Below are 18,167 nucleotides of genomic sequence, written 5' to 3' on the forward strand. Positions count from 1 at the left end.
CGAATGATCTCATCAGCTCTTTCATCGGCCAGCCGCTCCGCCTCGCGGCTAGTCATAGCCGGATCACTAGACCTGAAAGCCTCTCTCCAATACGAAGCTATCTGGGATCGGCTACCTTCAAATTTGATGAGGAAACGTCCTTCGTCCGGATCATTCAGGTCCTTTAGACCGGCGAGATACACTCCTTCTTCTAGAATCTCGAACTCAATAAGCCGGCCCAGATTGTCCGCGCTCACGGATCTGTAGCGGTACAGCTTCGTGGGAAGTGACCCCGAGTATGAAATGAGCGGTTTTGCGGTTTGGTCGGCTGCTTCCCACATTGTGGTCCCTCTCCACTCAGTGCCTTTGACGCCGAACGTTTGAGTTCAGCGGCGGCGCGTAGCGCCGTCCGCTGGAACGAAGTGTTAGGCGTCTTCGGCTTCTACTCATGCTGACCGAAGAATGAGCACTTCCTTGATGAAGATTCCGTTCATCGTGCAGTCAGTGCAGTGCACACGGGAGATGCCTTGGGGACCAGTGTGGACCAAGAACTTTAGCGCCTGCAGTAGCTGGTAAGTTGTTGCGACCAGCTTAAGATCTGAGATGCCTAGCGCAGAAGGCGAAGTACTTGAAAGAGCTTCAATGACCTTCCGATAGGCAACCGCTTCCTGTCTCTGCAAAAGCGGGTCCAGCGCAGGGCATGCGATTAGGAGCCGCCATTCGTCCGCATCATCGTAGTAGTACCACGCAACAAACGTCGGGGGAATAGCCAGCTCATCGAGCTTCTTTATGAGCTCGACTGCATCTGAGACCAAGCTCTCTACCAGTGCTTCTTCACCCATTGGAATACTCCGTGGTCCGGATCGTAGATCGATTGAATTAGTGAGGCGGCTGCGAACGGATCCCAGAAAGCATATCGGCTTTCCTCGGACCAGTTGTTGGCGATGGCCCAGTATGCTGCGAGCTGTGGATCCGCATTCGAATCGGAGTCAAAGGCAGGTCGCAGTCCTGCGGTTCCAAGCAAGCTATCGAGCTTGTGAACGTAGATGGCATTGACGAATGCCTTGTCTGGAATTGTGTTTGGTTGAACCAGCTTGGCAATGCATGCCTTGAGGGCAAGCTCAACAGCGTAGCCAGCCAAGTAGTACGCCGACGAGAATCGCGTTGCCTGCAAGAGAAGAATGGAATCTTCCAGTCGCAAGAGAGCGAGCTTCTCAAGATCGACCTTGGTCATCATGGCGGCGATCTCCCTCTGGACGCCTAACAAGCAATAGACGGATCTGTCCAATACCCCAAACACAGCGCGCCCTGCAGTCTAACGCCTGTCGCCGTTTCCTCCCTGATCCTACCCGCTTCCTTATAAGCCACGCCCGCGACCTGCGACCCGTCGCTGTGATAGGCAAACCTGCCTAGTCCGCCACACGCCGGGCCGCTGACAGCCCCCACGGGCGCTCCGGTTCCTCTTTGGGCCCATTATCGGGTTCCCGGGATGCCGCCGCAATCCCGGTGGAGCCCTCCCGGGCTGTGACGTCAGGGAACGCGGTCCCTGAGGAGGCGTGCGCCCGCGAACAGGTGCTGCTGCGCGTAGCCCGCCAGCGGGCCGAAGCGGTCGCTCGCCCATCCGCGGATCGCGCGGGGGGTCGCCGTCCGGCCGCTGAAGTACCAGCGTTCCACCGCCCGCTGCACCCAGACATCCACCGGGAACGCCTCGCCCCGCCCGAAGGCGAAGAGCAGCACGCAGTCGGCGACCTTCTCGCCAACGCCCGGAAGATCCAGCAGTGTCGCGCGAGCGTCGTCAAAGGGCATGGTGGCGATCCGCGCCAGGTCCACCTTGCCGTCTGCCACGAGACGCGCCAGATCCCGCACGTACCGGGCGCGGTAGCCAAGGGCGCAGGTGCGCAGCGCTGCGGGGCCGGCTGCGGCCAGCCGCTCCGCGGACGGAAACGCCCAGCCGACAGGATTGTGCCCACCGCCAATGCGCCCGCCAATGCCCTCGCCGATTGCGTCGCCGTTCCCAGCATCACCCGTGCTCCGGATCGGCTCGCCGAACCGCCGCGCCATCCGCTCGACGCTGAGGCTGATCTTCGGGATGTTGTTGAAGGCCGAGACGACGTAGGATACCAGGCACTCCCACGGATCCTGGCGCATGATCGCGATCCCCGAGGTGCGCGGCAGCAACCGCAGCAACACGGGATCGCGGGCGAGCGCGGCCTCGATTTCCCCCAGCGGCTCGCAGGCGCCGATATGCAGGGCCAGATGCGCCGGTGATCCGGCCGGCCCCTGCCATCGCACCCGCAGACCGCCGGGCTCCTGGTTGACGATGGCCACGGTCCGGCCGATTATGCCGAGAGCGGATACGGTCGAACGGTCTCCTGACGGCGGTAGCACGGTCCAGCGAAAGCACTGGCCGCACGACAGGGTGCGGGTCAGATCGTAGGGCGGCTCAACCGGGATGAGCACGGCGCGGCTCGCCGCGCGGGGCCTGCGATGGCTGCCCGTGTGCATCGCCTCCTGTCAGCTCCCGAGGATGCCCGCGTCCAGCACGAGCTGCGACCACGTCTCCATCCGGGCGTAAGCTGCCCGCACGTCACCAATGTCGACCAGGCGACCGGTAAGGCGGTCGGTCTCCCGGATCGCCACGCGGCCGGACGGCACGTTCACGACATGCACGAGCCCAAAGTGTACCTGCCCGACCGCGTTCTCATCGTCGTTGAGGACGCCCGCCAGCCGGGCGGTCCAGGGACCGTCCACGATCAACTCTTCGTCGAGCTCGCGGCGCAGGCCCGCGGCCACGGCGTCGGCGGCCTCGCCCTCGTCGATCTTCGCGATATGCCCACCCACGCCGATCGAGTAAAGCCCGTGCAGCCGGCCCTCGCCTCCGGCCTGCGTGCGTTGGAAGAGCATGTAGCGGCTGCTGCTCTGGACCACCAGGTAGGGGATGATCTGCTTGAGCGAGGGGTCGTCTTCAACGTCGCCGCGGCGTCGGAAGACCCCGAACTGCCGGACGCGCGCCAGGTATTCGTCCAGCCCGACGGAGGAGACGCCGCGGAACGGCCCGCTCCAGAAGAGGTCTGCCCGCGGGACTACCAGGATCTGTTCATCCATGCCCATGCCCGTATCACCTTATGTCCGCAGATTCCAGCGTACCCGGGTCCGGGGTCGAGTAGACGAACTTGGCGAGCACTACCGGCCGGTGCGGCTCCCTGATGTAGGGCAGCAGGAGCGGGATATCGGGGAAGATCGGCAGCGCCGTCAGCCCGTCCGGCGGGACCCACCGCAGCGGTCCCTCGTGAGAGGCCACGACCGTGCTTTCCTCCACGCGCGCGGAGAAAAGGAAGATCTCCCAGTGCTCACCGGTGGAGCGCACGATGGCGGTGGCCACACCGCGGAACTCTAGGGGCGGATCAATGCCCGCTTCCTCCCTCAACTCACGCTGCGCGGCATCGAGAGGATCCTCTCCACGGTCCACCTTGCCTCCGATGGCGTTCCAGAAGCCGGCGTCGGGCTCGTGCTGTCGGTGGATCAGGAGCAGAGCGTCGCCGTGGAAGACGAAACAGAGTGTCCGCAGGTAGACCGCGGTGGGTCCATCAGGGTGAGGGCGCGGTGTGAATATCCCCATGGAAGTCGGGCGCGCGGCCTCTTTCAGCGATAGTACGCCAGCTTCATCGCTTCCCGCGCGCGCTCGAGCGTCTCGCCCGCGATCTCGCGCGCCCGCCGGGTGCCATCGGTGATGATCTCCTCGACGTACCCGGCCCGCGCCGCGAATCCGGCGCGCCGCTCGCGGATCGGGTCGAGGAAGGTGTTCAGTGCGCGGGCCAGCCGCTTCTTTACCTCAACATCGCCGACCCGGCCGGCCTCGTAGCGCTCCTTCAGATCCTCCACCTCGGCCCGATCGGCGTTGAACGCATCGTGATAGGTGAACACCGGGTTGCCTTCGACGGTACCCGGATCGGTCGGGTGGATCCGATTCGGGTCGGTGTACATGCGCATCACCCGCTGTGTTACGGTATCGGCATCATCCGCGAGGTAGATTGCGTTGCCCACCGACTTGCTCATCTTGGCCTTGCCGTCGGTGCCGGGCAGCGTGCCGACCTCGCCGATGAGGGTCTCGGGTTCGGGGAACACCGGCGCGAACAGCTCGTTGAACCGGCGCGCGATCTCGCGGGTCAGCTCGAGGTGCGAGGCCTGGTCCTTGCCCACCGGGACTATCTCGCCGCGCACGCTCAGGATGTCCGCCGCCTGCAGCACCGGATAGCCGAGCAGCCCGGCCGAAGGCTGCTTGATGTGGAGATCGCGCATCTGCTCCTTCAGCGTCGGCACGCGCTGCAGGCGCGGCACGGGCACCAGCATCGAGAAGATCAACTGCAGCTCCGAGATCTGCGGGACGGCCGATTGAAGAACGATCGTGGACCGCTCGGGATCAATCCCTACGCTTAGGTAGTCGAGCACGATCTCGCGGATGTTCTCCTCGATATCCTCCAGGTGGTCCAGCCGGGTGGTCAGGATGTGGTAGTCGGCGAGCAGGAAGAAGCAGTCGTACTCGTCCTGCAGCCGCACGCGGTTGGCGAGCGTGCCGACGTAGTGCCCCAGGTGGAGCTTCCCTGTGGGACGATCCCCGGTCAGCAGACGTCCCTTCTTCATCGCCGTCCTCCCATCGTGTCTCGATCCTCCCCACCGCCGATGAGACCCTCTTCCGGCGCCCCGTCCTCGACGCTCCTGCGCAGCCGCGCCAGCTCGGCCTCGTAGCGCGTCAGCGCGCGGAGAATCGCGTCGCGGTTGGCCCGGCAGATTGCGGCCCACATCTGCGCGGGGCTGCGTGCTATCCGCGTCATCTCCTCGTGCGCAGGACCACCGATTGCGCGGGCGTCCGCGGCGACCGCCCGGTGGAGCGCCATGCTGACAAGATACGGTAAGTGGCTCACCTGTGCCACCATCTCGTCGTGCGCCACGGGATCGAGTATCACCGGATGCATGCCGAGGCGCACCACGAACGCCTGCATCGCCGCAACCGCCTCGGGCGCCGTGAGCGCCGTGGGCGTCAGGACAAACGGGCGCCCGTCGAGCAGTTCGGCACTTGCCGCGGCCATCCCCTGTCCCTCGTTCCCTGCCATGGGGTGCCCGCCGACGAAGTGCACCCCTTCAGGTAGTGCGGCGTGAACAGCAGTGACGATCGGCGCCTTCACGCTCCCGACGTCAGTAAGAACGGAGCTACGGCGCATCCGCTTGGCCGCGGCGATCGCCGTGGCGGCCACCAACTCCAGCGGGGTCGCCACGATGACGAGATCGGCTTCGGCCACACAGTCGAGATCGGCGCTGCCGGCGTCAATCGCGCCGCGGCGCGCTGCCAGATCGAGCGCGTCGGGGTCTACGTCAACGCCGAGCACGCGGACCCCGACCGCCCGCAGGCGCAGGGCCAGCGACCCGCCGATCACCCCCAGGCCGACGACGGCCGCGGTGCGGGGAAATGACCCGGGCGTCCCGGCCGGCCCGTCCATGCCTAGATCTCCCGGCCGAGGACGCCGGCGATCGGCCGCAGCGACGCCATCAGGCCGGCGAAGTTCTCCAAGTTCAGCGACTGCGGGCCGTCGCTGAGCGCGCTGGCGGGATCGGGGTGCACCTCGACCATCAGGCCGTCGGCGCCGGCGGCCACCGCGGCCCGCGCCATCGGCGCGACGTAGCGCCACTTCCCGGTCCCGTGGCTCGGGTCCACGAGGACCGGCAGGTGCGTCAACTGCTTGAGCACGGGGATGGCGGACAGGTCGAGGGTGTAGCGGGTGTGCCCGTTGAACCCCCGGATGCCACGCTCGCACAGCACAACCTGGTAGTTTCCCTCGCTGAGGATGTACTCGGCGGCCATCAGCAGCTCTTCGATCGTCGCGCTCACGCCGCGCTTGAGCAGCACCGGCAGCCGCGCGCGCCCGGCCTCACGCAGCAGGGTGTAGTTCTGCATGTTCCGCGCGCCTATCTGGATCATATCGGCGTAGCGCACGACGAGCTCGAGCTGCGCGGCGTCCATCGCCTCTGTCACCACAGGCAGGCCGGTGCGATCGCGGGCCTCGGCGAGAAGGCGCAGCCCTTCTTCCTCCAGCCCCTGGAAGGAGTACGGCGAGGTCCTGGGCTTGAACGCGCCGCCCCGGAGGAGCGTGGCGCCCGCCGCCTTGACGCCGTCGGCCGCGGCCAGGATCTGCTCGCGGCTCTCCACAGAGCACGGGCCGGCGATCACGGCCACGCGGGCGCCGCCGATCGGTTGGCCCCCCGCGGTCACGACGGTGTCCTGGGGGATGAACTCCCGGCTCACCAGCTTGTACGGCTGGAGGATCGCCACCACGCGCTCGACGCCCGGGGCCACCTCGAGCGACTCGCGCAGGATCTCCTTGGTGCGGTCGTCGCCGACCACGCCGATCACCGTGCGCGACACGCCGACAGAGATGTGGGTATTCAGGCCCGCGCCGTGGATCCGCTCGACCACGGCCTGCACCTGGCGTTCGCTCGCTCCGGATTCCATTACGACGATCATGCCGATCCCCCCAGAAATAGAGACCCCCCTACAGGAGACGAGAGACTATTGAGGTTTGGGGTAGTATAGCACGGCGATCAGGCGGTCCCGCCCCGCAGGAGCCGAGGATCGAACGCGTCCCGCAGGCCGTCGCCAAATAGGTTCAGCCCGATCACCAGAAGCATGATCGCCAGGCCGGGAAAGACGGTGATCCACGGCGCCTGGCCCATGTATACACGGCCGCCGCTCAGAATGGTACCCAGACTTGGAATGTGCGGCGGCACGCCCGCGCCCAGGAAGCTCAGCAGCGCCTCCCCCAGCACCGCGTAGGCGAAGATGAATGTGCCCTGGACGATTGCCGGCGACATGCAGTTGGGCAGCACGTGGCGCGCCATGATCATGGCGTCCGAGAGCCCCAGCGAGCGCGCCGCGGTCACGTACTCGAACTCGCGGACGACCAGGACGCTACCGCGGATGATTCTGGCCATGCGGGGAGAGTAGACGATCCCCAGCGCTACCGCCACGTTGACCGCGCTCGGACCCAGGGCCGCCATCAAGGCGATGGCGAGGATCACGGCCGGAAACGCCATCAGCGCGTCCATGAGGCGCATCAGTGGGTTGTCCAGCCGCGGCATGTAGCCGGCAGCCAGGCCTACCGGAAGTCCGATCGTGGTGCTGATAACCACCACCGCGGTGCCGATGGCCAGCGACAGGCGGATGCCGTAGAGCACCCGGCTGAACACGTCCCTCCCGAAGTCATCGGTACCCAGGGGGTGAACGGCCGAGGGAGGTTTGAGGCGGTCGGCGATCTCCATCCTCTGCGGGTTGGCCGGCGCCAGCAGCGGGGCCAGCGCGGCCGTCAGGAACAGCCCGATGAGGATCAGGCCGCCCAGGATCACGATCGGCCGCCGGAGCATCATGCGCCACCGGAGCCGCCACGGCGAGATCGGCTCGGCGACGACCCTCGGCGGAGGCGGGATGCGCGGCATCGTCAGTACCGGATCCTAGGATCAACGGCCGCGTAGACGACGTCCACCAGCAGGTTGATCACGACGTACGCGGCGGCAATGAGGAGCACGATCCCCTGAATCACCGGGTAGTCGCGCCTAAGAACCGAGGTGATCAGCAGTTGCCCGACGCCCGGGATCGTGAAGATGGTTTCCGCAACAACGTTGCCGCCCATCATGACCGAGAAGATAATCCCCACCACGGTGACCACCGCGATGAGGGCATTGGGAAAGGCGTGGCGGAGCGTGACCCGCTGCGACGACAGCCCTTTGGCCCGTGCCGTCCGCATGTAGTCCTGAGCAACCACGTCCAGCATGGCCGCCCGCGTCATGCGGGCGATCAGCGCGGACTGGACGAACCCCATGGTGAAAGCCGGCAGCGCCATGTACCTGAGACTCGTCCACAGCCCTTCGGTAGGCGAAACGTAGCCGGCCACGGGCAGAAGCCCCAGGTGGACCGAGAAGAACAGCACCAGGTTGAGCGCCAGCCAGAACTCCGGCACCGACACGCCCAGGAAGGCCACGAGCGTCACCCCCTGGTCCATCAACGAGCCACGCCGCACCGCCGAGATGATGCCGGCCGGTACCCCGATGCCCACCGATATGGAGATCGCCAGGGCGCTGAGGAGCACCGTGGGCAGCAGGTGCTGGCGAATGGTGGTGGTAACCGGCAGGCCGAAGAAGATGGACGTCCCAAGATCGCCAACCAGGACCTTCTGGAACCACCGGAACCACTGGGTGAGCAGCGGGGCATCCAGCCCCAGTTCTTGGCGCAGCCGTGTCACGGCCTCGTCCGGGGCGTCGGGCCCCAGCATTATTACCGCGGGGTCACCGGGCGTGAGGTGAATGAGCAGGAAGACGATGGTCCCGACCAGGATGACGATCGGGACCATCGCCGCAAGACGGCGTGCCAGGTAGGCCCGCATGGCCTCCTAAGGAGCGATCCACACGTTCCAGAAGAATAGGTCAGGCCGGGTGGCCAGTCCCTGCACTCCGGGCCGCGCGATCGCCAGGTTGAAGAAGTCGCCGAACTTGATGCCCGGCACGTCCTCCCAGTAAAGCCGCTGGACATCTTCCCAGAGACGCTTGCGCGCCGCAGGGTCGGGCTCGCGGATCAACCGCCCGATCAGGCGGTCCTTCTCCTCGGTCGTCCACCATCCCGGCCAGGTGGGGCCGATGATGACCGGCTGGATCGGAGGGTCCACGCCCGGGCTGAAGATGAACGAGGTGCTGAAGACCTCGTACAGATCGGGATTGGCCCGGCGCGAGAGCACGGTCGCCCAGTCCAGAACTTGAAGATCCATGTTGAACCCGGCCTCCTCGAGTTGCTGGGAGGCGATCAGCGCCGGCTTGTATGCCCAGTCGAAGGCCGCGCTGGTGATCCACCGCACGGGCTGGCCGCGGTATCCGGCCTCGGCCAGCAGGCGGCGCGCCGTGGCCAGGTCGCGGCGGTTGTAGGGGCCCAGGCCCTCGCGGGAGTACCAGGGGGACTCCTTGAACATCAGGCTGCCGTCCACCCGGAACATGAGCGGGTTGCCGAAAGTACCCGCCATGATCTTGCTCATGTCCAGGGCCGCCAGGAACGCCTGTCGCATCCGGCGGTCGGTGAACAGCCCCCTGCGCTTGTTGAAGACCGCCATGGGCTGGCCGTAGGGCTTGAGGATCAGGGTGCGGACCTTAGGATTGTTGCGCAGGTCGCCGTAGGCGTCCGGGGTGATGCTCTCGGCGTAGTCGTACTGCCCGGTCATCACGCCGTTGATGCGGGTCTGCACGTCGGGAACGATCACGAACCGCAGCTTGTCGGCGTAGGCCACCTTCTGGCCACCGTAGCCGTCGGGGCTCCCAGCGCGCGCCGAGTATCCGTCGAACCGCTCGAGCTCGATCGCCTGGCCGGGCACCCATCGCGTGAACTTGAACGGTCCGGTTCCGATCAGCTCCGAGAGCTCGGTGATCCGCTTCGTGCCGGCGGCGTCGGCTACCGCCTGCTGGTAGATCCCCGCGAGCTGGATCGGCTGCGCCAGCGCGGCGATCAGGATGCCGGACGGCTGCTTGAGCCGTATCACAACGGTGCTGGCGCCCCTGGCCTCGATCGCCTCGATGTCGTCGCGGAAGAACGGCACCGCGACCACGGCCATCTTCACCCATCGCTGCAACGACGCCACGACGTCGCGGGGCGTCATCACTCGCCCGTTGTGGAAGCGCACATTCGACCGCAGCGTGATCGTGTACTCCTTGCCGCCGTCTCCGACCTTGTAGCCCTCCGCAAGCATTGGAATGATCCGGAAGTTCTTGTCGTAGGTGAACAGGGGCTCGAACACGTGCCAGGCGACGATCTCGGTCAGGTAGGCCGTGGTGGAATGGATGTCCAGCGCGGGCGGATCCGCGCTGATGGCCACGGTCAGCGTGCCGCCGCGCTGCGGGGCCGGGGGCTGGGCCCAGCCGCTTGCGACGGTCCCGAGCAACCCGGCGAGCGTAAGAGCAAGAACCACTCGCATGCCTCTCATGCTTCAACCTCCTCAGTCCCCTCGGCAGACTTCAATACCCGGCGAGCTTCAACGCCGGCGGTGCCTAGGGGTCTACATTCTACATTCTACATTGAGGTTCGGGCCGGCACAATGAGCCCCTCAGAAGGAAGCCGGCGCCCGGCACCGAACATGTAATGTTCAAACAAGTCAGCACGAGTCAGCAGGGGAGGGTCGGGTATGAGCCGCGAACGCGATCTTGAACAGGTGCTGCGCGAGCTGAGTCCCTCGACGCGGCGGGAGTTCCTCAAACGGGCAGCCGCGATGGGTATCACGGCGGCCGCCGCCCAGGCCATGCTCATCAAGAACCCCACCATCGTGACCGCGGGGCCGAGCGCGAAGCGGGGGGGCACTATCCGTATCCTGAGCCACCAGGAGGTGGCCAGCCTTAGCCCCGACGACATAGGCCCCACGATGCAGTGGAACATGATCACGCAGATCCACAACGCGCTGGTCGAGGTCAATGACAACTTCGTTGTCGAGCGCGTGCTTGCCTCGAACTACCTGGCGTCGAAGGACGGGATGATGTACACCTTCACGCTGCGCAAGGGCGTGAAGTTCCACGACGGGACCGAGTTCACCGCCGACGACGCAAAGTACACCTACGACTTCCACATGAACCCGAACAACGCGACGATTCAGGGCGTCCTGTTCAAGAGCGTGGACAAGGTAGAGACCCCGGACAAGTACACGGTCGTGGTCAAGATGAAGGAGCCCAACGCCGCCTTCCTGCGGCAGGCGGCGACGGTCTTAATCGTCCCGGCCCGCTACCACGGCCGCATCGGCGAGAAGGCCTACAAGGCCGCCCCGATCGGAACCGGGGCGTTCAGGCTAAAGGAGTGGAGACCCGCGGAGTTCACGGTCGTCGAGGCGTTCGACCAGCATTTCCGGGGCAGGCCCAACGCAGACTTCTTCAGGCAGGACATCGTGCCGGACCCATCGGTGCGCTCGATCGCGCTGCGCACCGGAACCTCTGACTCGTCCGCCTGGCCCCTGCTGTCAGAGGATAACCTGCGCTTCGAGGCCGATCCGGGCTACACAGTGTTCCGCACGTCGAGCCTGGCGACCAACCACTTCCCGCTCAACAACGATCACCCCATTCTCTCAGACAAGCGCGTGCGGCAGGCCATGATGCACGCGATCGACCGCCAGCGTCTGATTGACGACGTCTTCCGCGGCACGGCGATAATCGCGCACTCCATCTTCCCCCCGGCGCTGCAGTACTGGTACGAGAAGGGCGTCAAGCAGTATCCCTACAGCCCCGACCGCGCCAGGACGATGCTGGAGGAGGCCGGCTGGCGGATGGGACCGGGCGGCGTGCGCGTAAAGGACGGGCAGCGACTCTCGTTCACCTGCGCGGTGATCACCGGCGACCGGGCACGCCGGCCTGAGGCCGAGATTACCCAGCAGGACCTGGCAGGGGTGGGGATGGAGATGCGAATCGTGGAGCGGCCCGTCGCCACCATCCTTTCCCAGCTTCCCAAGGGCGAGCTGGACGCCTCGCTGTTCAACTGGACCTACAACGCCGGCGGAGGCGAACCCGACCCGTCGGCCACCCTGGCCGTGGGCGCGGCGCGGAACTTCTCGCGGTTCAAGAACCAGCGGGTCGAGGAGTTGCTGCCTGCCGGGCTGCGTGAGGTAGACCCTGCCAAGCGCAAGAAGATCTACAGCGAGATCCAGAAGATCGTCGCCGAAGAGACCCCATTCCTCAACATCATGTACTGGGACTGGTTCATCATCTTCAACAAGCGGATCAAGGGGCTGCCCGCCTCGACGCAGTCCGGATCCACCCTCATCCGCGACGCCTACAAGTGGTGGATCGAGTAGGCCGGAACGTGCTCAAGCATCAACTCACCCCCGGGGGGCGCGGCGATAGGCGCCGGCCCCCCGGGCCTCACCTCTGGACCGCGGGCTGCGTCAGATGCTGAGATACCTGGCATCGCGCCTGATGCAGGGCTCCGTCGTGATCCTCCTGGTCAGCATCGGAACGTTCTCCATGATGCACTTGATCCCCGGGGATCCGGTGGACCTGATGGTGGGCGAAGCCCAAGTCACCCAGGAACAGCTCGACATGATCCGCAAGAAGTGGGGGTTCGACCGGCCGGTCCACGAACAGTACTTCACCTGGGTCGTGAACATGGCGCGCGGTGACTTCGGCCAGTCGGTCGTACGCACGGGCGTCCCAGTGCGCAACATGATAAGCGAAGCCGCCGTCGTCACCGCCAAGCTCAACCTGCTGGCGTTCTTCATCTCCATAGCACTCGCCATCCCGTTGGGGGTCGTGGCGGCCGTCAGGCGCTACTCCGGGTTTGACTACGCCATTATGGTGTCCTCAACGCTCGGCCTGGCCCTGCCCAACTTCTGGATAGGCCTGATGCTGATCGTCCTGTTCTCGCTGCTGCTGGGCTGGCTGCCGCCGTTCGGGCTGCCGTCGTGGCAGGGATATGTCATGCCCGTGGCGGTGATCGTGGCGAACCAGACGGCGCTGCTGGCAAGGATGATGCGAGCCTCGACCATTGAGGGCATCGGAGAGGACTACGTCCGCACGGCGCGCGCCAAGGGCCTTTCGGAAGGAATAGTGGTCTCCAGGCACGTGGTGCGCAACGCCCTGCTTCCGGTCGTCACCGTAATCGGCTACCGCATTGCCTTCCTCCTGAGCGGCACGATCGTGATCGAGAACGTGTTTGCGCTCCCAGGGCTCGGCCAGTTGTTCATCGAGTCGGTGAACCGCGTGGACTACCAGGTCGTCCAGGCAATCGTCTTTGTGCTCAGCGTGCTGGTGGTGCTTGGGAACCTGATTACCGATCTGGTCTACGGCTATATCGACCCACGGATACGTATCGGGTGATCGGATGATCCAGAGAGAAGCCGTGACCCCAAAGCCCTACCGGAGGTCCGAGTTCACCCGCGCCTGGCGCCGGTTCAGGCGCTATCGCCCGGGGCTGTTTGGGCTGTGCTTCATCCTGGCGCTAGTGATAATGGCGGTGGTCCCGGACCTGCTCTCGCCCCACTCGCACACGTACATCTTCCGTGGAATGAGGGGAGCGCCGCCCTCGTGGTCACACCCGTTGGGGTTCGACCACATAGGCCGCGACATGCTGAGCCGGACGATCTGGGGCTCGCGCGTGGCCCTCATCGTTGGGTTGCTGGCGACCGGGATCTCGGTGGCGGTCGGGGTGACAATAGGAGCCGCCTCCGGCTACCTCGGCGGAAGGGTGGACGCGGCGCTGTCACGCATCGTGGACACGCTGATGGCCTTCCCGGTCCTGGTCCTGCTGATCACGCTCTCGGCCGTTCTGGGACCGAGTCTGGTCACGGTCGTGGTGATCATCGGGATCACCGGCTGGGCGCAGTACGCGCGGGTGGTGCGCGCCGACGTGCTGAGCCTGCGGGAGCGCGAGTACACCCTGGCGGCGCGCGCCGCCGGCGCCGGCGATGCCCGGATCATCTTCCGGCACATCCTGCCCAATGTCATGGGGCCGGTGATCGTGCTGGCCAGCCTTGGCATCGGGGGCATCATCATCCTGGAGTCGGCGCTCTCGTTCCTGGGGCTGGGCGTGCAGCCTCCGACCGCCTCGTGGGGAGGCATGCTCTCCGACGGCCGGGCCTTCATCCTCATCTACCCGCAGATCGCCATCGCGCCGGGAGTGATGATCTCGCTGACGGTGCTGGCCTTCAACCTTCTGGGCGACGGGCTGCGCGACGCCCTGGACCCCCGTCAGCACGACGCTTCGCTGGGCCGATAGACCGCGTCCTGCTCGAGCGGGTAGATCGGCCGGCGCACGTTTTGGAACGCGAAGTGCGCCAGGTTCGACGAGCACAGCCCCGGCGGGTCGGTGGTGATGATGCGCGCGGCCAGCTCCTCGTAGCCGGCCCGGAAGTGCGCGCTGGACTTCAATCCCACGATCCGGCAGTTCCGCACGTCGATCCCGTGGAGGAGAAACGGCCCGGGATCGAGTACCTGGCCGCGCCTGCTGGCTACGATAACGTCCAGCCCGCCGCAGGTCAGGCGGGCCGTCTTTCCATAGTCCGCCTGCACTCCGCGCGCCAGGGCGGTTAGCATATACTTTCCGTCGGCCAGGCTCTTAACGTAAGCCTCCAGGTCGAGCGGGTCCCCGTGCAGCCGGTCGTGCCTGCCGCCCAGGCGCACCCGGAGCGTGGCGCCGACACCGGCCTGATGCGCGGCCTCGGCGACCTCTGGATCGTAGAGCATCCCAAACGCGCTCTCGGCAACGCAGGCCTCCAGCATCGCCCGCAGCAGGTGCGTGCCGTCGCCCGGGGCCCCGCCGCCGGGGTTGTCGCTGGTCTCGTTGATCACCACCGGAGTGCGGTCCGCGGCCAGGGCCTCGGCCACCGCCTCAGCGGGCAGTGGGTAGTGACGCACGAACTCCTCGCGGCGGGCCCATGTCTCCTGAGCGACCGCTCGGGCCGCACGCCGGGCCAGTTCTGGGTCGCGCTCGGCTACCGCCACCACGGTGACGCCGGCCTCTGGGATGTCGCTGTAGGGGAAGCCGTGCATGAGCGCGCAGGCGATCATCCCGGGCTCCGCCTCCCAGCGGTGGCACAGCGCGTTGATGGACCGCACGGGCTCCAGGCCCGCCGGCGCAGGAGCGGCCAGCAGCGGCAGCACCTCGACGACCGTAACAGGATGGATCTCTCTGCGCAGGACCCGCACCAGGAACTCCACCGCATCCTGTCCGCGCTCGTACATGTCCGTGTGGGGGTACTCGTGCACGCTGAACAGACCCGTGGCCAACTCCGCCATCCTGGGGGTGGTGTTGCCGTGGAGGTCCAAGGTAACCGCGATGGGCATCTGAGGCCCCACGACCTCCCGGACCGCCTCCAGCACCGCGCTCTCCAGGTCGGAGATCCCCTCAGCCACACCGGCGCCGTGCAGGGCAAGGCAGACGCCGTCCAGCGGCATCGCCTGCCGGATTCCGCCGAGCAGCTCACTGAGCATCGCATCGTAGGCCTCGCGGGTGATTATCCCCCAGGGATTGGTGCTGGCCGCGAAGGTCGGGACCGGCACGGCGCCCAACCGTTCTGCGGCTTCCTGCATCCCGCACAGGAAGGTGCGTGTGTCGCGGAAGCGCTGCGTGATCTCCTCGCCGCGGGCCCACAGGTACTTCTGGAACATCTCCAGGGTGGTGGGCGGGCAGAAGGTGTTGGTCTCGTGGCTGATCTCTCCTATGGCTATGCGATACAAGGACAGGCCTCCTTTGCCGGCTTCCGGATCATCCTGGTACGTATCATCCCGGTATTGTCAGCGACTCCAGGTCCCGAGGGTAGTAGGTCAGCATCTCGAACCCACTCTCCGTCACTACCAGTGTGTCGGAGTGGCGGAACCCTGCGAACCCCGGCACGTAGATCCCGGGCTCTACGGTGAAGACCATGCCCGGCCGCATCTCGGTGGCGTCCCCAATATCGAAGAAGGGCGCCTCGTGGATGCCTATCCCCATCGCATGGCCTACGTGGTGACGCCAGTACGGCATCAGGTCGTGCTTCTCGAAGAACGCGCGCACCGCGCGGTCCACCTCGGAGCACGGCCGTCCGGGCCGGATCGCCTCGAACGCGATGTCCTGCGCGCCCAGCATCAGGGAGAAGAACCGCCGGTGCTCGTCGGTCACCGGGGAAACGACCATGGTGCGTTCCATCTCGCTGTAGTAGCCTCCCACCGCCGCCGATGCGCCGGTCACCAGCACGTCCCCGGCCTGTATTCGCGCGTTGGTAGTCATGGCGTGGGCGATCGCCGACTGCTTCCCGACCTGCCCGCGGTAGCCGGCGCGGGCTCCGGGGAACGTCCAGCTCAACGGCCGGTACTCCGGTCCCAGCGCCCTGACCATCGCGACCGTGGCATCGTACGAGGCGCGATGGCTGACCTCGCTCTCGATCACCCCACTCCGGGTGTACTCCTGCAGCAGGGCGTGGGCCAGGTTTCCCCAGCGCGCGCTCTCGCGGATCAGGGCCAGCTCCTCCTCCGACTTCACCATCATCATCTCTTCTACGAGATCCCGCATGAGGCTCACCGGCGCGCCGGGCAGGACCTCGCTGAGCCGCGGCCCCCGGTAGCCCATGATGCCCGGGTACCCATCGCCGTCCGCTCCCAATCGCGCCTGGGTCAGCCCCAGGCTGCCCAGCAGCCCTGCCAGTTGCGGCATCGGATGGGTCTCGCCCGGATACTCCGGGTAGGTTACCACCCGATCCACGAAGGCGTGGGCGGACGCGTGCTCCTGTTCAAGGCGGGGAACGAACAGCACCGTGGAATCGCCTGCCACGATCAGCGCGGTCGGTCTCTCCGTGGCTATGAAGGCAAATCCGGTCAGGTAGAAGATGTGCGTGGGGTTGAACAGAACCAGGGCGTCAGCTCCGCGACGCCGGGCCTCGGTGCGGGCGAGCCCGGTGCGACGCACGTGTTCCTCGCGGCTGATGAATAGGCGCATTCCTGCCTCCTTGGAGTCCGGCTGCAGAGTTCTCTTCTGGCAGCATGCGCAGGATTCCTGGGAGGCGCACATGGCCAGGGCCTCTGCTATAATCCTGGCAAGCCAAAGAACGGTGAGTCATGCTTCGGAAGGGGGATGCGGTATGCGCGGAACCGCCCTTGCTCTGCTGATCGCACTGCTCCTAGGCATGGTGGGCAATGCACCGGCGCCCACTGCGGCTCAGGATCGCCCGCTGGTGGTTGCGCTGGGCTCTGAACCCCGCAGCCTGATGGCCATGCGCATCGTTGACTGGACCACCAACGTCCAGCAGATGAACATCTACGACCGGCTGTACTACTGGGACGGATTCCCGCCCCGCATCAAGCCCTCACTGGCCGCGGAGCTCCCTCAGACTCCGGACGACCTCACCTGGATCATCAAGCTGCGGCCGGGAGTCAAGTTCCACAACGGGGAACCGTTCGGGGCAGAGGCCGTGAAGTTCACGTTCGAATGGCTCCTCGATCCCAGGAACGAGTCTCACTACCGGCCCAGGTTCGCGTTCATCGAGTCGATGGAAGTGCTGGACCCGCTGACGCTGAAGATCCGCACCAAGGAGCCGGCGCCGATCATGCGCTACTGGCTGGTGGACTTCACCGTCATGGCGCCCGGTTACGTACGCTCGGTGGGCACCGTCGAGGCGTCGCGGAACCCGATAGGCGCCGGGCCCTACAAGTTCGTGCGCTGGGACCGGGACGAGCGGCTCGTGCTCGAGGCCAATCCCGGGTACTGGAACAAGCCGCCTGCGATCAAGCGCGTGGAGTTCCGGTTCATCCCCGATTTCAGCGCGCGCTTGGCATCCCTGCTGGCCGGGGAGGCCGACATCGTCAAGGATGTGCCGCCGGTCGCGGTGGACCAGGTCAACCGCAGCGGCCAGGCCGAGGTCAGGGGCGTGGCCTCGTCGCGCATCAACTACCTTGCCCTGGTCAACTTCAAGCCAGGCCCGCTGCAGGACCGCCGTGTGCGCCAGGCGCTGAACTACGCGGTGAACGTGGATGAGATCGTCACCAACCTCTTCAAGGGAAGGGCCACGCGCATCCCCGGCGCGCTCTCGTCCATCAACGAGAACGTGAATCCTAACCTCAAGCCCTATCCGTTTGATCCCGCGCGGGCCGTAAAGCTCATCAAGGAGGCCGGCTACGACCCGACCAAGCTGGAGTTTACCCTCGACTCACCGTCCGGACGCTACCCGCTGGACAAGGAGGCCTCCGAGGCGATCGCTTCTTACCTGGGCCGCATCGGCATCAGGGTCAGGGTCGTGGTGAACGAGTGGGGCACCCATCTCGACAAGATCATCAACCGCCGCACCGGCGAGATGTTCTACCTTGGGTGGGGCCCGGCGCTGGAGGCTCAGGGCACGATCGCCGAGCTGTTCCGGCCCGAGCGGACATACAGCGGATTCGGGACGCCGAACCTGACGCTGGAGATCAACAAGGCCATCCCGATCGTGGATCTCAAGAAGCGGCAAGCCGCCTGGCACCGCATCCAGGTGATGCTCTACACCGAGGCGCCCTGGATCTTCCTGTGGCAGCAGCACGACCTCTACGGGGTGAACAAGCGGGTGAAATGGGAGCCCCACCCCGGGGAGAAGATATTCCTGCACGATGCATCGTGGACGCGTCGGTAGGCCTGCTGTCGCGGCGACACCGCGAGTCTGGAGATAGGGCGAGCCCGTCGGTCTGACGGG

General features: G+C 65.9%; 18 protein-coding genes. 4 read left to right on the plus strand and 14 right to left on the minus strand.

What is annotated here, in order from left to right; genetic code table 11:
• The 12 genes from RDU83_13615 to RDU83_13670 form a co-directional block, all read right to left on the minus strand.
• On the minus strand, positions 1-320 hold a 320-nt coding region (locus tag RDU83_13615), incomplete at its 3' end, for a hypothetical protein (GenBank protein MDQ7842038.1).
• Between the two features lie 105 nt (positions 321-425).
• Positions 426-821, minus strand: a complete 396-nt coding sequence (locus RDU83_13620; protein ID MDQ7842039.1) for a hypothetical protein — start codon at positions 819-821, stop codon at positions 426-428.
• Positions 800-1,216 (minus strand): DNA-binding protein, encoded by a 417-nt coding sequence (locus RDU83_13625; GenBank protein ID MDQ7842040.1) that lies wholly within the window; start codon positions 1,214-1,216, stop codon positions 800-802. Before RDU83_13625 ends, RDU83_13620 begins: the two co-directional genes overlap by 22 nt.
• Before the next feature lie 293 nt (positions 1,217-1,509).
• On the minus strand, positions 1,510-2,484 hold the full coding sequence (locus tag RDU83_13630; protein MDQ7842041.1) for a hypothetical protein: 975 nt from the start codon (positions 2,482-2,484) through the stop codon (positions 1,510-1,512).
• Between the two features lie 9 nt (positions 2,485-2,493).
• Positions 2,494-3,090: a hypothetical protein gene (locus RDU83_13635; GenBank protein ID MDQ7842042.1), complete on the minus strand. Its 597-nt coding sequence runs from the start codon at positions 3,088-3,090 to the stop codon at positions 2,494-2,496.
• Positions 3,091-3,097: 7 nt separating this feature from the next.
• The gene (locus RDU83_13640) at positions 3,098-3,598 is read right to left on the minus strand and encodes an 8-oxo-dGTP diphosphatase (GenBank protein ID MDQ7842043.1); all 501 of its coding nucleotides are present in this window, start codon (positions 3,596-3,598) and stop codon (positions 3,098-3,100) included.
• Positions 3,599-3,621: 23 nt separating this feature from the next.
• A complete protein-coding gene (gene trpS, locus RDU83_13645; protein ID MDQ7842044.1) occupies positions 3,622-4,620 on the minus strand; it encodes a tryptophan--tRNA ligase in 999 nt (332 codons plus the stop codon).
• Positions 4,617-5,474 (minus strand): prephenate dehydrogenase, encoded by an 858-nt coding sequence (locus tag RDU83_13650; GenBank protein ID MDQ7842045.1) that lies wholly within the window; start codon positions 5,472-5,474, stop codon positions 4,617-4,619. The genes trpS and RDU83_13650 overlap by 4 nt, the downstream gene beginning before the upstream one ends.
• Before the next feature lie 2 nt (positions 5,475-5,476).
• Complete coding sequence (aroF, locus tag RDU83_13655; protein ID MDQ7842046.1) at positions 5,477-6,496, minus strand: 3-deoxy-7-phosphoheptulonate synthase; 1,020 nt, start codon at positions 6,494-6,496, stop codon at positions 5,477-5,479.
• 77 nt (positions 6,497-6,573) lie between these two features.
• Positions 6,574-7,464 (minus strand): ABC transporter permease, encoded by an 891-nt coding sequence (locus RDU83_13660; GenBank protein MDQ7842047.1) that lies wholly within the window; start codon positions 7,462-7,464, stop codon positions 6,574-6,576.
• A 2-nt stretch (positions 7,465-7,466) separates the two neighbouring features.
• The gene (locus RDU83_13665) at positions 7,467-8,408 is read right to left on the minus strand and encodes an ABC transporter permease (protein ID MDQ7842048.1); all 942 of its coding nucleotides are present in this window, start codon (positions 8,406-8,408) and stop codon (positions 7,467-7,469) included.
• Between the two features lie 6 nt (positions 8,409-8,414).
• Positions 8,415-9,986: an ABC transporter substrate-binding protein gene (locus RDU83_13670; protein MDQ7842049.1), complete on the minus strand. Its 1,572-nt coding sequence runs from the start codon at positions 9,984-9,986 to the stop codon at positions 8,415-8,417.
• 198 nt (positions 9,987-10,184) lie between these two features.
• Here RDU83_13670 and RDU83_13675 point away from each other — a divergent pair, with 198 nt between their 5' ends.
• The 3 genes from RDU83_13675 to RDU83_13685 all read left to right on the plus strand — a co-directional run bounded on the left by RDU83_13675 (position 10,185) and on the right by RDU83_13685 (position 13,750).
• Complete coding sequence (locus RDU83_13675) at positions 10,185-11,831, plus strand: ABC transporter substrate-binding protein (protein ID MDQ7842050.1); 1,647 nt, start codon at positions 10,185-10,187, stop codon at positions 11,829-11,831.
• A 94-nt stretch (positions 11,832-11,925) separates the two neighbouring features.
• Positions 11,926-12,852 carry an ABC transporter permease gene (locus RDU83_13680; protein MDQ7842051.1) on the plus strand — a complete coding sequence of 309 codons (927 nt, stop codon included), beginning with the start codon at positions 11,926-11,928 and terminating at the stop codon, positions 12,850-12,852.
• A gap of 4 nt (positions 12,853-12,856) precedes the next feature.
• Entirely contained in the window at positions 12,857-13,750 is an 894-nt protein-coding gene (locus RDU83_13685) for an ABC transporter permease (protein ID MDQ7842052.1), read from the plus strand.
• Here RDU83_13685 and RDU83_13690 read toward each other — a convergent pair.
• Positions 13,723-15,210, minus strand: a complete 1,488-nt coding sequence (locus RDU83_13690; protein ID MDQ7842053.1) for a M81 family metallopeptidase — start codon at positions 15,208-15,210, stop codon at positions 13,723-13,725. The two genes, RDU83_13685 and RDU83_13690, sit on opposite strands and share 28 nt — an antisense overlap.
• Positions 15,211-15,253: 43 nt before the next feature.
• Positions 15,254-16,444 (minus strand): Xaa-Pro peptidase family protein, encoded by a 1,191-nt coding sequence (locus tag RDU83_13695; GenBank protein ID MDQ7842054.1) that lies wholly within the window; start codon positions 16,442-16,444, stop codon positions 15,254-15,256.
• Positions 16,445-16,586: 142 nt separating this feature from the next.
• Between RDU83_13695 and RDU83_13700 the strand changes: the two genes are divergently transcribed.
• Complete coding sequence (locus RDU83_13700; protein ID MDQ7842055.1) at positions 16,587-18,107, plus strand: ABC transporter substrate-binding protein; 1,521 nt, start codon at positions 16,587-16,589, stop codon at positions 18,105-18,107.
• The last annotated feature ends 60 nt before the right edge of the window (positions 18,108-18,167 follow it).

The organism is bacterium (genome assembly GCA_031082185.1).
Taxonomy (GTDB): Bacteria; Sysuimicrobiota; Sysuimicrobiia; order Sysuimicrobiales; family Humicultoraceae; genus VGFA01.